This is a genomic window from Providencia sp. LY12, assembly GCF_057621555.1.
Genome location: NZ_CM172594.1, coordinates 257810 through 272174, shown reverse-complemented (window position 1 = coordinate 272174; position 14365 = coordinate 257810). Strand labels below are relative to the sequence as shown.

The following is a 14365-nucleotide window of genomic DNA, read 5'->3' as shown; positions in this document are numbered from 1 at the left end:
CATCCCTTTGTCATATTGCCAACTTATTAAACAGATTAAATTTATACACAAAATGTTATTAGCATCACGCGCTTGTTATTTTTATGGATTACAGGTTGGCAGACGTACAAAATTTGATTACAATCAAATGAGCGAAAACGAACATTATAGAAAATGGTTCGAACATCTCAGGGGGATGCATGGAAACGAAAGACTTGATTGTAATTGGCGGCGGAATCAACGGCGCTGGTATTGCGGCTGATGCTGCTGGGCGTGGATTATCTGTACTGCTGCTTGAATCTCAAGACTTAGCGAGTGCAACTTCATCTGCAAGTTCGAAACTAATCCACGGTGGTTTACGCTACCTCGAACATTATGAATTTAGACTGGTGAGTGAAGCACTTGCAGAGCGTGAAGTCTTATTGCGACTGGCTCCGCATATCGCATTCCCAATGCGCTTCCGTCTACCTCATCAGCCTCACTTACGCCCAGCTTGGATGATCCGTATCGGTCTGTTCCTGTACGATCACTTAGGTAAACGCGTTAGTCTGCCAAGCAGCAAGAGCTTAAAATTCAACCAGAATTCTGTCTTAAAACCTGAACTAACCAAAGGTTTCGAATACTCAGATTGTTGGGTTGATGATGCGCGTTTAGTGGTATTGAACGCTCAAGAAGTAGTCCGTAAAAACGGTGAAGTTCGCACTCGCACTAAAGTGACTCGCGCATACCGTGAAAATGGCCTTTGGGTGGTTGAAGCTCAAGACTTACGTACTGGCGAAACTCATACTTGGAAAGCCAAAGGTCTGGTCAACGCTACAGGACCTTGGGTTAAAGAGTTCTTCGATGACGGCTTAAAACTGAAATCCCCTTATGGTATTCGTCTGATCAAAGGCAGCCATATCGTGGTTCCACGCGCTCACGATGAACCACAAGCATATATCCTGCAAAACGAAGATAACCGAATTGTCTTTGTGATCCCTTGGATGGATGAATTCTCAATTATTGGTACCACCGATGTTGAGTACAAAGGGGATCCAAAAGATGTGAAAATTGACGAAAACGAAGTTAATTATCTGCTGAAAGTGTATAACGACCACTTCAAAAAACAGCTGACTAAACAAGATATTGTGTGGGATTACTCTGGTGTTCGCCCTCTGTGTGATGACGAGTCAGACTCTCCACAAGCTATCACTCGTGACTACACTTTAGATATTCACGATGAAGAGGGTAAAGCGCCATTACTGTCAGTCTTCGGTGGTAAATTAACGACTTACCGTAAACTGGCTGAAGCAGCTGTGGGTAAATTAGCGGCGTACTACCCTAACGCTAGCGGTCCATGGACTAAAAATGGTCAGTTACCGGGTGGCGATATCGAAGGTTGTGACCGCGATGGTTACGCACGCGTATTAACCCAGCATTACCCATGGCTCCCAGAAGGCTTAGCACTGCGTTATGCAAGAACTTACGGCAGCAACAGTAAGTTGATTTTAGCAGGTGCAAACTCACTGTCTGATTTAGGTGAAGCATTTGCCGCAAACGTCTATGAAGCCGAATTACGCTACTTAGTCGAAAATGAGTGGGTTGTAGAATTAGACGATGCAATTTGGCGTCGTACCAAATTGGGCATGTGGCTGAACGACGCTGAGAAACAGCACATTGCACAATGGCTTGCAGAGCACACTAAAGTGGCTGTGACAGAATAATCTCGCAAGAGATACGCAGTAAGATAGAATCGTAAAAAACTCGTTGTTGTACCAAAAGCGCCTATCTGTGCCCACAGACTGGCGCTTTTACTTTATTATCTTTCTAAGAATTTGATGTTGTCATCAATTCTGGATTGGATCTGTTTCAATGTCGTGGACGTAATTCTATTAGGATAATGTTCATTTGCGATATCGCTAAATTTGCGAGCAACATGGCATAGGCGTGATATCGTCTCATTAGCTTCTTGCGCAGTGATATCCGCATCATCAGCCAATGCTAGCAAATGCCTCTTTCCAATTTTTAGCGCTTCACCCATCACATCCATTTGATGATACCCTCCAGGCCCTTCACAGAACGTCACATCATAGGCAGGCGCCAAAGCCCATTGACCCGACTGAGACAGGGTGTAAGCGAAATTCTTTGGGTGGTCATCACGATTATTAAAGATGACGTTAAAGGCCACACGTTCAAATGCAGATTTTTTCTCTCTAATATCATTCGTGCATTTATGTGTTGCACGAAGAAAACTAAGATAATCAATGCTGCCTGGAATTGCAAAATCTGCTCCAGTCAAAGCCGCTAAACTTTGAACAGGAATTTTGAAGCCGCCCTGCCTATCAAAACGTTCAGATGCAAATGCAGCTAGCCCATTTTTTAAATTAAACAGCAATGTGTTTGGGGTTGGGATACCGCAACGTCGTAAACATTCCGAATAGACCATTTCAATAGCGCAAACTTCAGGATGCTCATGTTTTGCAGGGAATTTAACTAGCCAAGCCTCAAGATTTGGCGCAGCAACGGTGGTAAAAATATTCGATTTTGGGTCTCGGTAAACAAGCGCTTTTGGTCTAGCACCTTGAGGTGAACCCCCAATTTGCAATAGTTGCTGTAAAAACTGCTCGCCTTCACCATTTAAAACATCTTGTACTTCTTCCGCTAATTGGTCGAGAGGAATATTAATTTGCTCATCAAGAAGCTCCGTGGCAACAGGCTCAAATGACATTGCCCCAATTGCATTATGCCCAACATACACTAAGCGTTCTAATGCACCGATACGAGCCACATTCAGGCCTCTTCGTCGAAATAATCTGTCCATCAACAACATTCCCCAGCCATCAGGTAATGAATCATAGACAGGTCCAGGTAAACCTAATTGATGAGCAGGAAAATCAGTGCGAAGTTGAGTCTCTTTCAGTGGCAGGAGCAGAGGTGAAAGTTCAAGTCCTCTGCGCTTAGCGGCATCGGAGTATTCAAATGCAATAAGTGGGCGACCTGTAATTGCGGTACTAGAAATCAAAGCCCCCCATAACCAATGCTCCCCCCAGCCATTATAATAAACATCAACTTGCTTCAGCATTTCACTTATCCTTTTTCACGCGCTGACGGTTTTTGCTTTCATCATAACGAACAATATCATCGATGCTGTTTAAATTTGGCATAAACAATCCTTCAAGCTCTTTACTGCGCCCAAGCACCATCGCAATACGGATCATGTTCTCAAAACTAACATTTCTCCCTGCCTCTAGGTTTGAAACTGTATTCGCACTCACACCCGCACGTTCCGCGACATCTGCCTGCGTCATTTTTAATGTCAGTCGCTCTAAACGTAATCTTTCACAGAGTTTTTTGACAATTTCACTCGGTTTACTCAAGCTTAAATCCAACATATTGCGCCTTAAGTTAAAATATTACCAATAACACACAATATTATGGATTTAGAAGTCGGTTACTGCAAGTTTACTTTTCATACAACCCATGCTTGCTTCCACCTCGCAATCCTGTTTATAATTCACTCGCAATTTTGCCCCTTCTAAAGTGAGCCTTTCCGACGATGAACTAAGTACTGCCAGAAAATATCCACAATGCCTTGTTTAAGGTCATTATTTTTCTGTTCTTGGCAGACACAGTTTTCATCGCTTCTTTTTCGAAATATGCTTTTTAAAAGAAAATGCTTCGAAAAATGATCGTGCGAAAGATAGCGTAACGTTGTCTGCCCCTCTATTTGGAGGTCTCTATGACAATAGCTAACCCAGCTCTCGCGTGCCATTTTTCACAATTAACCATCGAGTTCGACCAATCCGCGCTCTTTCCGCCATTGAGTGGTAGCTTATTTAGCCAAAAAAATGCGCTGATTGGTCACAATGGTCGTGGAAAATCCGTATTAATGCGATTACTTGCCCGACAACTCACTCCCACTCACGGCAAAGTTGATTGGCATTTACCAATAATTCATGTGGATCAACTCAATCGCTTAACGGGCGACACCCTTGCTCAAGCGCTAGGCATTGATACGCTTTGGCAAGCCTTTTCACGCATTGAACAAGGTCACGGCACCATGACCGATTTCGAGCTAACGGAAGATAATTGGCATCTGCCCGCAACATGGGAAATGTTGTTAGCATCTGCACAGCTAACGGCATCCATGGATGCCCCTATTGAACAACTGAGCGGCGGGGAACGCACTCGCTTAGCGCTATGTCGTGCATTTTTACATCCTGACCACTTTCTTTTGCTCGACGAACCCGACAACCATCTTGATCAGCAAGGGCGCCAATGGCTGAGTGAAAAACTCAGTCAGCACAAAGCCGGCTGTTTAGTCATCAGCCATAACCGACATCTTCTTGAAAAGATGGATGCTATTTTTGAATTAACCGATAAAGGCTTAGTGGAATACGGCGGAAATTACACCCTATATGATGAGCAGAAAACCTTTGCTATCAATGCTATCGAAGCAGAAGGTGAACTGCTCGAAAAACAGATTCGCCAAGAGAAAAAACAGCAGCAAGCCAACCTACAAAAAGCCGCTCAACGACGTAAGCAAGGCGAAAATATTCGCTATGGCGGTTCTCAATCCTTACTGTTGCTCGATATGCAGAAAAACAGAGCCGAAAAAAGACAATCCAATGTGGCAGAGCGTCACCAGCGAGTATTAGGCGAATTACAACATCAACATCAGCAAAATCAAGACAAAGTCAGCCATATTCAACCGCAAAAAATGGTACTCAATTACCAAAGCGAAGGTGGGAAAATGCGCATTTTTGTCTCCCAATTAAAGCTACCTTATGGGCAAATTGCTCCACTCTCGTTCACTGCCTATAGCGGTGAGCATTGGCATATTCAAGGACGCAATGGCTCGGGGAAATCCACCTTATTGAAAGTGTTGGCAAATAAGTTGCAGGCACTTTCTGGGGAATCCCGCATTAGCGGTGCTTTTTGCTATTTAGACCAACATCTGAATCTTTTGGATAAATCGTTACCAGTTGCCGAAGCTCTCTATCAATATCAACCAGCAATTTCCGTAGAGCACTGGAGAACTCAATTGGGTATGTTGCGTATTCGAGGAGATAAATCGTTACTACCATTGTGCCAGCTTAGTGGTGGTGAGCAGCTCAAAGCGACGCTCCTAGCTCTGACGCATAGCCCTTATCCTCCCGCTGTTTTACTGCTCGATGAGCCAGACAATCACTTAGATTTAGATTCAAAACAGCTATTGGAAGGGCTATTACGGGATTACCAAGGGACACTATTATTGGTTTCTCACGATGAAGCATTCGTGGAACAGTGCAATATTACCCATGATTTACAACTAGGTGGTTAATAAAGGTTAGATAGTTAACTGTGCGGGCTGTGCTTCGCAGCCCTTTCTTTAATTCACAAAGGTATTTTTAACGCGGGCGGAAACCAGAAAATAAGGAACCCAAATCAAGCAATAAAAACTGCCATTAAAAAAGCTAGTAATGTAGCTATAGTCGATTTCGAGGTGAAACGCGACGGGAAAAGCGATGCGCGAGGCGCCAATTACCGCAACATAAAGCATCATCGTAATGATAAACAGCCACTTAACCATAGACTTCTTTTTAAACACCGCAATTAACGATCCCACCATTAATGCGATAATTACCCCAAGGCTGAGCTGTACAGCATAAAAACCAGAGGCAAACCCTGACATATAAAAGTCCGATGCTGGATTCGTTGCCAATGACCAAGCACCTTGAACCTCGGCAATATCATTCACCATCATTTTGATCAAATTCCCCAGCATATACAGCTGACCTAACAGAGGTAGAATAAACCACCCACCAATCCCTTGGAGGGATTTTTGAGGTTTAGTATGACTCTGTGCAGGTATTTGAGCCGCGGGTAATGATTCGGGATTAGATGATAAATTCACATCCATAGTGATAACCTTTTTTATTCTTTACGTTCTTTGAGTTTTTCTTCGATAAATGCTTTCAGTACCAACGCCTGATTATGTTGCGTATCTTTGGCGCTATATAACAGCGTGATATCTCCTTGCTGCGCCTTCGCAAATACGGCATGCCATGCTTCATTTTGCTGAAGTTCTTGCTGATATTTCGTCACAAACTGCTCAAACTGGTCAGTATGTTGATGAAACCATTTGCGCAATTCATTGGAGGGCGCAACCGCTTTGTTCCATTCATCACACTGCAAATCCACCTTTTTGATCCCTCGAGGCCACAGCCTATCCACCAGGATGCGATAGCCATCCTGAGGACTACAAGGGTCATAGACTCGTTTACAGTAAATCATTAGCAGGCTCCACGGTCATTGGGGTTCACTAATTAATAAAAGTATTGCGAACACGCACAGAGACAAAAAAGTAAGGCACCCAAACGAAACAACCAAATAATCCTCGTATCAATTCACGAATATCATTGGAATCTATTTCGAGGTCTAACAATTGATTGGCAAGCACCAAATCAAAAACCATCACAGCCAATGAAAAAATTTGAAAAAAGGCATACACCTTAATAATTAATTTTTTCTTAGTGAAAAAGAGATAACAAAGATACAAGACTGTACCGTAAATAATCGCGTTACCAACCATTTCAAAATATATCACTTCTTTGAATAGCGGAATGAAATAGTCTGAACCCGGTGACGTCAATTCACTCCAATATTCAATCACTTCTTGATTATGATGCCAAAGTCTAAACGGCATAAATAGTGCCGAAAAAATCACCCCAAGTAATGGGAGAATCAACCATCCACCGATGCCATTTAATTCAGGCTTAGGTTTTGGTACAGGAGGCATTTCATTATTTACTGCGTTCACCTTCACATCCTTGATTTAATTTATGCAGTTAATCTGCTCATCGATTTGCGCAAGAATTTGCTGAATAGATATGAGCAAGCTAAATTAGCACATGATTATCTGAGTCACCTTTTTGCTAAGCTAACATACTCTAACGGCTAAAAATGTAGCGTTTGACGTTTTTTGTCAAAATTTAACCAAAAATGAGCATAAATCAGAAGAAGACGAACTATGGCATCAACACAATCTGTTTCTATATCACTGCCACCTTATTATCGTATTGATGATTTTTTTGCTTTTCACTTGCGAGATCCGCAAAATATCGCTGAGATTGTTGAAAAAAACACCTTGCGCAAAGGGATTATCTGGCAGGAACGTGCTGCGCAAATTCGCCTATCCATTAACGACCAAGCCACTGACAATAAACAAGCAATATTGCAGCTTGATGTTGATAATGCAGAAACTTCGCCTTCCTTAAATGAGCTACACACGCTTGCGATTCATTTACTCGGATTGAATCAACCCGTTGAGCAATTTGAAGAAAAATACCTTACTCACCCCATACTCGGTAAACTGATTGTGCCACAGCGAGGCGTGCGAGTGTATCAATCAGCCACGACTTTTGAAGCGCTCGTATGGGCCATTATCGGTCAACAAATTAGTGTTCTTGCTGCCATCGCCATCCGACGACGTTTTATTCAAGCTGTTGGGCAACTGCACTCATCAGGAATTTGGTGCTTTCCTACCGTCGCCTCAGTCATCAATGTGGACGATGAAATTTTACGGCAAACGGGTTTTTCTCTTGGAAAAATCATCGCCTTACGCGGGCTTTGTGACGCTATTCAAGCGGGTGAATTAGACTTAGACAACGCCGTTACCCCCGAAAATGTCCATGATGTCACCGAAAAATTGCTGGCCATCAAAGGCATTGGGCCTTGGACTGTCAGCTATGGTCTCCTGCGGGGATTTAATTACCTAGATGGCTCCCTACATGGGGATGTTGCCGTGCGGCGCAATCTACAAACTTTATTAGCTCAAGATGCGCAACCATCAGCGAAAGAAACCCAGCAATGGCTAGCCCAATTTGCACCGTGGCGAGCACTGGTTGCAGCTCACCTTTGGCGCAGCCAATCTGCTGCGGGTTATTAAACAAAAATCCCCAATCCAGTACACCGAATTGGGGATTTATTTATGATACTAATTTTAGGGTGCTACTCGATTAGATAACAATTAACGCAACCAGTTGGTTTTCACCAATTGCACCACTTCATCACCGCGACCGCTCATAATTGCCTTCAGCATATATAAGCTAAAGCCTTTGGCTTCTTGCGCTTCAATTTCCGGAGGCATTGAAAGCTCTTGCTTCGCCGTCAATACATCCACAACAACTGGACCATCATGGGCAAAAGCTTCTTTCAGCGCACCGTCCAAATCTTCACTTTTCTCAACACGAATGCCTTTGATACCTGCCGCATTGGCAATCGCGGCAAAGTTTGGATTCTGTAAATCGGTACCCGCAGTCATAAAGCCTGCAACCTTCATTTCCATCGCCACAAAGCCCAACACGCCGTTGTTATGAATGATGATTTTCACTGGTAATTTCATCTGCGACAACGAAATAAAGTCACCCATCAACATACTGAAACCGCCATCACCACACATCGCAACCACTTGGCGATTTTTATCAACAGCTTGCGCACCAATCGCTTGCGGCATTGCGTTGGCCATCGAGCCGTGGTTAAACGAACCGATCAGGCGACGTTTACCGTTCATTTTCAAGTAACGCGCAGCCCACACCGTTGGTGTTCCCACATCACAGGTAAAGATAGTGTCGTCGTTCGCCAGTTCGCTCAGCTTAGTGGCTAAATATTGTGGGTGGATCAGCCCTTCATGACCCGGCTTAGCCAAATCATCCAACCCTTTACGCGCCTCGGCATAGTGCTTCAGTGCGCCATCCAAATGTTTGCGATTCTGTTTCGCTGTTAAATGTGGCTGTAAGGCGGTCAATGTCGCCTTAATATCCCCGATTAGCCCCATATCAATATGACAATGGGAGCCTAAGCTTCCGGCATTCAGGTCAATCTGAATAATTTTCGCATCAGTTGGATAGAACGGGCGATACGGGAATTGGGTGCCTAGCAACACAACGGTATCCGCATTCATCATCGCGTGGTAGCCAGATGAGAAACCGATTAACCCCGTCATACCCACGCTATTTGGGTTATTCCACTCAATATGCTCTTTACCACGCAGTGCATGTACCACTGGTGCATTCAAGGTTTCTGCCAGTTTCACCACTTCATCATGAGCGCCAGCACAGCCATTACCGCAGAACAACGTGATGTTTTCTGACTGATTCAATGCTTCTGCTAGTTTTTCAATTTCAGGACGCTGAGGCATGATCAAAGGTGCTTGTGGCTGATACCACTCTTCTTTCGCCGATTCTGGTGCATCTTTCAGGGCGATATCACCCGGAATAACGACAACGGAAACACCTTTATTCAGGATCGCTTTACGCATCGCAATACCCAGAACTTGTTGAATTTGCTCAGGGTTAGTCACCATTTCACAATAGTGACTACATTCACGGAACAGTTCTGTTGGGTGGGTTTCTTGGAAGTAATTACTACCGATTTCACTCGATGGGATATGCGCAGCAATGGCTAATACAGGTACACGGTTACGATGGCAATCATACAACCCGTTGATTAAGTGCATGTTGCCAGGTCCACAAGAACCCGCGCACACCGCTAATTCACCCGTTAGTTGCGCTTCTGCGCCCGCGGCAAATGCAGCCACTTCTTCATGACGGGTGCCTAACCACTCAATAGCCCCTTGCTTACGTAAACTATCCGTTAAACCGTTTAATGAGTCCCCAGTGACTCCCCAGATGCGCTTAACACCTGCGTTATCCAGTACTTTCGCAATATAGGATGCAATACTCTGTTTTTTCATAATGGCACTCTTTTTAAGTCGGATTAAATTCAATGTATTCTTGTTAACAATGACATATTTAACAAGCAGTGCTGATTTTCAAATACGCTTAATAATATGTATTCGATTCTAACTAAATCGATTCCCTATTCCTACCAATGCAGTACATTCAAAAACAGAACAAGATATTCATCCGCGAATATCGAAAGAAGACAGCAATATCAGGACAAATATAAAGTCACAAAAAGACGGTGCCGTTTCAATACGAAATGACCCCTGAATGTGGGAATTATTTTTCGTTACAGATTCACTTTTCATACCCATCAACCGTTTTATAAACCATCTAAAAGCAGATCAGATAAATTCCAATAAAAACAAACAAATACCATTGAAAATTCACCAAAAAGTTTCAGCTAAAATAGTATTAATCTTTCCCTCGATTTTACAAATTACCATTTTTGCGATATTATTATTCAAGAAATGACAATTTAAAGGTGATATTTTTGATATATATTCAGAACTTGGCATTAAATATTAAAGCGCAGTATTCTCAATCTACCCCTGCATTATTGATATAGTTATTTTGCTGTAACATTAAATAGCTTATTCGTTACTCTCCATTCAATTAGTTTAGATACTGCATTTAATTATCCATACTAATTTTCATTATTTGCAGATTGTCCGAGCAAATCGGATCGGGAAACCCACATCTTAAAATTCAAATAAGAGGATGGTTCCATGAAGATCAGAAAGAAAAAAGAAAAACCATTAAATATCAACGACATTACAATTATTGATGATGGAAAATTGAAAAAAGCAATCACAGCGGCTTCGCTGGGTAATGCGATGGAATGGTTCGACTTCGGTGTTTACGGCTTCTTAGCCTATGTACTGGGTCAAGTCTTCTTTCCGGACGCATCACCGAGCGTTCAGATGATTGCGGCGTTAGCCACTTTCTCCGTGCCTTTCTTGGTTAGACCCCTTGGGGGCGTTGTCTTCGGTATTCTCGGAGATAAATACGGCCGACAAAAAGTGTTGTCCATGACCATTATTATTATGGCAATCAGTACCTTCTGTATCGGTCTGATCCCATCATACGAGAGAATTGGTATTTGGGCGCCTATCTTATTACTGCTCGCTAAACTGGCTCAAGGTTTCTCCGTGGGTGGTGAATACTCTGGTGCTGCTATCTTTGTTGCTGAGTATTCCCCAGACCGTAAACGTGGCTTTATGGGCAGCTGGTTAGACTTCGGTTCTATCGCAGGTTTTGTGATGGGTGCGGGTGTCGTCGTGCTGATTTCAAGCCTTGTCGGTGAAGCTAACTTCCACGATTGGGGATGGAGAATTCCGTTCTTCTTAGCCTTACCGCTAGGTATTATCGGTCTCTATTTACGTCATTCATTGGAAGAAACCCCTGCATTCCAGCAACATATTGAAAGTTTAGAGCAGCAAGACAAAGCCAATATCCAGAATCCACCGAAAGTCTCTTTCCGTGAAGTTGCATCTAAATATTGGAAAAGCTTGATGATTTGTGTCGGCTTAGTTATCGCCACTAACGTGACGTACTATATGCTGCTGACCTATATGCCGAGCTATTTGTCCCATAATTTGAACTACTCAACCGACCACGGCGTGTTGATTATTATCGCCATTATGATTGGTATGCTGTTTGTACAGCCAATCATTGGTTTAGCCAGTGACAAAATTGGTCGCCGACCTTTCGTTATCATGGGCAGCGTGGGGTTAATTGTGTTGGCTTACCCCGCATTTATGATGATTAATAGCGGCTCTGTTGGCTTAATTTTTGTCGGATTGTTGATTCTTGCGGTATTACTCAACTGCTTTACAGGGGTGATGGCATCGATTTTACCGGCTATTTTCCCTACCCATATTCGTTATAGCGCATTAGCCATCGCTTTTAATATCTCGGTATTAATTGCGGGTGCAACACCAACAGCGGCGGCATGGTTAGTTGAAGCGACTAATGACTTGTATATGCCTGCATATTATCTGATAGTCATTGCATTAATTGGTCTGTATACCGGTATTAGAATGCCAGAAACAGCTAATAAGCCACTACGTGGTGCAACGCCTGCAGCCTCAGATAAAGCGGAAGCAAAAGAAATTTTGAGTGAGCATTTTGACAATATCGAACAGAAAGTTGAAGATATCGAACAACAAATTGCTGAGCTGGAAAAACAGCGTCAATCGCTAATCAACCAGCACCCAAAATTAGATTAACCCTTAAAAAATAGCGAGGAAAGCGATGTCGGCTTGTCACTTAGTTTGGTTTCGCAACGATCTACGAGTCACCGATAATAAAGCGCTTACCTTTGCTTGTGAGGATCCTACTGCCACTGTGATTGGCGTCTATACTGCGACGCCAGAACAGTGGGCAACTCACAACGTATCACCAAGGCAAATTGCCTTCTTACATCAAAACCTTGTGGAACTACAACACGCTTTAGCGAAACGAGGTATTCCCCTGATTTGCCATACCACTGCGACCTTTGCGGATTCCGTGAAATGGTTGCTGGATTTTGCCCAACAGCAAAATGCCACAGGGTTATATTTCAATCACCAGTACGAGTTAAATGAACGCTTGCGAGATGAACAGTTACGCCAGCAAGCGCAACATCTGAATATTTTCACCTATGATGATGCGCTATTACTTCCGCCAGGTTCAGTGACGACGCAAAAAGGGGATATGTACCAAGTCTATACCCCGTTTCGCCGCGCCTTTTTGAGCCAATTGATGATGAGTGATTTTCGCTCGTTTCCCGTCCCCAAACCACGGGGAGCGGCATTAGCCGTTGAAAATACACTTCCACTTTTTGCTCACCAGCCTGTTGAAATTTCACCGCAATTTATTGCCGGAGAACAAGCTGCATTAGCAAAGTTACGGCAGTTTTGCAGCGAGCACGTACAAGATTACCAACGCGACCGAGATATTCCCGCCATTGATGGTACTAGCCAATTATCCCCCTATTTAGCCCTTGGAGTGCTTTCGCCTCGCCAATGTGTGAATCGCTTATTGGCAGAGAACCCGCAGGTTTTTGACTCCCAAGAAAGTGGCTGTTTTAGCTGGCTAAATGAATTAATTTGGCGAGAATTTTATAGTCATCTATTGGTCGCTTTTCCGCGCCTTTGTCGTCACCAACCGTTTATTGAATGGACGCAGCATATTCAATGGAACCCCGATGATGCTGTATTTTCGGCATGGAAAAACGGGCAAACAGGCTACCCGATAGTAGATGCCGCCATGCGCCAACTCAACCAAACAGGCTGGATGCATAATCGACTACGGATGATTGTAGCGAGTTTTTTAGTCAAGGATTTGCTGGTCGATTGGCGCAAAGGGGAACACTACTTTATGAGCCAGTTAATTGATGGCACTTTGGCGGCGAATAATGGCGGCTGGCAATGGTCAGCGTCAACGGGTGTTGATGCCTCACCGTGGTTCCGTATTTTTAACCCAACCACTCAGGGGAAAAAATTCGACCCACAAGGGACGTTTATCCGCGAGTGGCTCCCCGAACTTCGCGATGTTCCCGAGAAGTTTATTCACGAACCCCACACATGGGCTGAATCTCACCAAGTCTCTCTGAATTATCCAACGCCCATCGTTGACCATAAGCAAGCAAGGTTGATGACGTTAGAAGCGTTTGAGGCAGGGAAGCAGAATAAATAAAATTCATTCCCCCAATCCCCAATTTGATCAATCCTAAATAAAAATTACTGGTTATGATAACCAGACAACAACAATAGGAGGCAATAATGCAGGTGATTTTACAGGTTGATTTCCCATACCAAGGCCCATGGGGTGAAGAGATGGCGACGGCAATGGAAGGATTAGCGCAATCCATTAACCAAGAGCCGGGGTTTATTTGGAAGATTTGGACTGAAAACCAACAGACCCAAAGGGCAGGGGGCATTTACTTATTTGCTAACCAAGCCGATGCGCAAGCGTATCTCGAAATGCACAGTGCGCGGCTCAAATCCTTTGGCGTACCAGAAGTGAGCGGGCAAATTTTTAGTGTGAATACCGCACTCAGCCAACTGAACCAAGCGCAATTTATTCAAAAATAGTTTCAATGGAGAGGGCATTTTTGCCTTCTCTTATCCCGTTAAAATTTACTCAGCAAAATCCAATTCATCGACATCCACAGATTGATGAATAACGCGGGAGATAAAAATAAATGGGGTCTGGGGCATGTAATATATGGAATGTTTTTTAAACTCAAATCGCCTCATCCCTTTACATACCCAATGACACTCTTTACCTATCCATGGCGAACTAGCCAGTAACTCAAACGTTTTTTTTAATTCATTGTGATATTTTTTCGCCTGATTAACACCGAACTGCCGTATTGTGTAACGAGCAATTTGATAAATATCTTCTTCCGCAATTTGAGAAATTTTATACATTTAAATCCTTTTCCGCTCTGGCAAAAATGTCATCCATGCTGCTTTCACTTTCCGGTGAATTCAGTCCATCCAATACCATTTTTCTCACATATTCAAGCCGTTGCTCTCTCTCTTCCATCATACGCAATGCGTCCCTTATCACTTCTGATGTATTGCCATAGCGACCAGACTGGATCATATCGCCAATAAAACGGTTGAAGTGCTCCCCCAATGTCACACTTGTTACTCTCGCCATAAACTCACCTGTCATCGCATTGTATTACT

Annotated in this window: 14 protein-coding genes; 6 read left to right on the top strand and 8 right to left on the bottom strand. The window is 43.5% G+C overall.

Features of this window, described 5'->3' with window-relative positions; translation table 11 throughout:
* Positions 1 to 179 precede the first annotated feature (179 nt).
* Positions 180 to 1682, top strand: coding sequence for a glycerol-3-phosphate dehydrogenase (gene glpD, locus ACY3ZI_RS01175; protein WP_211887121.1), 1503 nt, complete (start codon positions 180 to 182; stop codon positions 1680 to 1682).
* A gap of 95 nt (positions 1683 to 1777) precedes the next feature.
* On the opposite strand, the gene ACY3ZI_RS01170 is transcribed toward glpD, so the two are convergent.
* Together ACY3ZI_RS01170 and ACY3ZI_RS01165 are read right to left on the bottom strand one after the other, a co-directional pair.
* Positions 1778 to 3040 (bottom strand): type II toxin-antitoxin system HipA family toxin, encoded by a 1263-nt coding sequence (locus tag ACY3ZI_RS01170; protein WP_487375847.1) that lies wholly within the window; start codon positions 3038 to 3040, stop codon positions 1778 to 1780.
* Between the two features lies 1 nt (position 3041).
* Positions 3042 to 3350 carry a helix-turn-helix transcriptional regulator gene (locus ACY3ZI_RS01165; RefSeq protein ID WP_036948418.1) on the bottom strand — a complete coding sequence of 103 codons (309 nt, stop codon included), beginning with the start codon at positions 3348 to 3350 and terminating at the stop codon, positions 3042 to 3044.
* A 347-nt stretch (positions 3351 to 3697) separates the two neighbouring features.
* Between ACY3ZI_RS01165 and ACY3ZI_RS01160 the strand changes: the two genes are divergently transcribed.
* Positions 3698 to 5281 (top strand): ATP-binding cassette domain-containing protein, encoded by a 1584-nt coding sequence (locus ACY3ZI_RS01160; protein WP_487375846.1) that lies wholly within the window; start codon positions 3698 to 3700, stop codon positions 5279 to 5281.
* Positions 5282 to 5329: 48 nt separating this feature from the next.
* Here the strand turns inward: ACY3ZI_RS01160 and ACY3ZI_RS01155 are convergent, their stop codons facing one another.
* The 3 genes from ACY3ZI_RS01155 to ACY3ZI_RS01145 are packed head-to-tail and all read right to left on the bottom strand — an operon-like array spanning position 5330 to position 6760.
* Positions 5330 to 5860, bottom strand: coding sequence for a DUF2569 family protein (locus tag ACY3ZI_RS01155; protein ID WP_487375845.1), 531 nt, complete (start codon positions 5858 to 5860; stop codon positions 5330 to 5332).
* 14 nt (positions 5861 to 5874) lie between these two features.
* Positions 5875 to 6234 (bottom strand): DUF488 domain-containing protein, encoded by a 360-nt coding sequence (locus tag ACY3ZI_RS01150; RefSeq protein WP_211887118.1) that lies wholly within the window; start codon positions 6232 to 6234, stop codon positions 5875 to 5877.
* A 28-nt stretch (positions 6235 to 6262) separates the two neighbouring features.
* Positions 6263 to 6760 carry a DUF2569 domain-containing protein gene (locus ACY3ZI_RS01145; protein ID WP_230085102.1) on the bottom strand — a complete coding sequence of 166 codons (498 nt, stop codon included), beginning with the start codon at positions 6758 to 6760 and terminating at the stop codon, positions 6263 to 6265.
* Between the two features lie 210 nt (positions 6761 to 6970).
* Between ACY3ZI_RS01145 and ACY3ZI_RS01140 the strand changes: the two genes are divergently transcribed.
* Positions 6971 to 7888 carry a DNA-3-methyladenine glycosylase family protein gene (locus ACY3ZI_RS01140; RefSeq protein WP_211887117.1) on the top strand — a complete coding sequence of 306 codons (918 nt, stop codon included), beginning with the start codon at positions 6971 to 6973 and terminating at the stop codon, positions 7886 to 7888.
* Positions 7889 to 7969: 81 nt separating this feature from the next.
* Here the strand turns inward: ACY3ZI_RS01140 and poxB are convergent, their stop codons facing one another.
* On the bottom strand, positions 7970 to 9694 hold the full coding sequence (gene poxB, locus ACY3ZI_RS01135; RefSeq protein ID WP_487375844.1) for a ubiquinone-dependent pyruvate dehydrogenase: 1725 nt from the start codon (positions 9692 to 9694) through the stop codon (positions 7970 to 7972).
* A gap of 717 nt (positions 9695 to 10411) precedes the next feature.
* On the opposite strand from poxB, the gene proP reads away from it, so the two are divergent.
* From proP to ACY3ZI_RS01120, 3 genes are all read left to right on the top strand, one after another.
* On the top strand, positions 10412 to 11914 hold the full coding sequence (proP, locus tag ACY3ZI_RS01130; protein ID WP_108478692.1) for a glycine betaine/L-proline transporter ProP: 1503 nt from the start codon (positions 10412 to 10414) through the stop codon (positions 11912 to 11914).
* A 25-nt stretch (positions 11915 to 11939) separates the two neighbouring features.
* Positions 11940 to 13364, top strand: a complete 1425-nt coding sequence (gene phrB / locus ACY3ZI_RS01125; RefSeq protein WP_487375843.1) for a deoxyribodipyrimidine photo-lyase — start codon at positions 11940 to 11942, stop codon at positions 13362 to 13364.
* 86 nt (positions 13365 to 13450) lie between these two features.
* Positions 13451 to 13762 (top strand): monooxygenase, encoded by a 312-nt coding sequence (locus tag ACY3ZI_RS01120; RefSeq protein ID WP_108478687.1) that lies wholly within the window; start codon positions 13451 to 13453, stop codon positions 13760 to 13762.
* A gap of 45 nt (positions 13763 to 13807) precedes the next feature.
* Here ACY3ZI_RS01120 and ACY3ZI_RS01115 read toward each other — a convergent pair whose 3' ends face one another.
* Both ACY3ZI_RS01115 and ACY3ZI_RS01110 read right to left on the bottom strand, forming a co-directional pair.
* Positions 13808 to 14101, bottom strand: a complete 294-nt coding sequence (locus ACY3ZI_RS01115) for a type II toxin-antitoxin system RelE/ParE family toxin (protein ID WP_154638556.1) — start codon at positions 14099 to 14101, stop codon at positions 13808 to 13810.
* Positions 14094 to 14336, bottom strand: coding sequence for a type II toxin-antitoxin system ParD family antitoxin (locus ACY3ZI_RS01110; RefSeq protein WP_006663118.1), 243 nt, complete (start codon positions 14334 to 14336; stop codon positions 14094 to 14096). Before ACY3ZI_RS01110 ends, ACY3ZI_RS01115 begins: the two co-directional genes overlap by 8 nt.
* Between the last annotated feature and the right edge of the window lie 29 nt (positions 14337 to 14365).

Excerpts from the sequence above, each read along its gene's own strand:
- phrB (WP_487375843.1), top strand. The coding sequence starts at position 11,940 with ATGTCGGCTTGTCACTTAGTTTGGTTTCGCAACGATCTACGAGTCACC.
- ACY3ZI_RS01115 (WP_154638556.1), bottom strand. The coding sequence starts at position 14,101 with ATGTATAAAATTTCTCAAATTGCGGAAGAAGATATTTATCAAATTGCT.
- ACY3ZI_RS01120 (WP_108478687.1), top strand. The coding sequence starts at position 13,451 with ATGCAGGTGATTTTACAGGTTGATTTCCCATACCAAGGCCCATGGGGT.
- ACY3ZI_RS01110 (WP_006663118.1), bottom strand. The coding sequence starts at position 14,336 with ATGGCGAGAGTAACAAGTGTGACATTGGGGGAGCACTTCAACCGTTTT.
- proP (WP_108478692.1), top strand. The coding sequence starts at position 10,412 with ATGAAGATCAGAAAGAAAAAAGAAAAACCATTAAATATCAACGACATT.
- ACY3ZI_RS01160 (WP_487375846.1), top strand. The coding sequence starts at position 3,698 with ATGACAATAGCTAACCCAGCTCTCGCGTGCCATTTTTCACAATTAACC.
- ACY3ZI_RS01150 (WP_211887118.1), bottom strand. The coding sequence starts at position 6,234 with ATGATTTACTGTAAACGAGTCTATGACCCTTGTAGTCCTCAGGATGGC.
- glpD (WP_211887121.1), top strand. The coding sequence starts at position 180 with ATGGAAACGAAAGACTTGATTGTAATTGGCGGCGGAATCAACGGCGCT.
- ACY3ZI_RS01170 (WP_487375847.1), bottom strand. The coding sequence starts at position 3,040 with ATGCTGAAGCAAGTTGATGTTTATTATAATGGCTGGGGGGAGCATTGG.
- ACY3ZI_RS01140 (WP_211887117.1), top strand. The coding sequence starts at position 6,971 with ATGGCATCAACACAATCTGTTTCTATATCACTGCCACCTTATTATCGT.
- ACY3ZI_RS01155 (WP_487375845.1), bottom strand. The coding sequence starts at position 5,860 with ATGGATGTGAATTTATCATCTAATCCCGAATCATTACCCGCGGCTCAA.
- poxB (WP_487375844.1), bottom strand. The coding sequence starts at position 9,694 with ATGAAAAAACAGAGTATTGCATCCTATATTGCGAAAGTACTGGATAAC.
- ACY3ZI_RS01165 (WP_036948418.1), bottom strand. The coding sequence starts at position 3,350 with ATGTTGGATTTAAGCTTGAGTAAACCGAGTGAAATTGTCAAAAAACTC.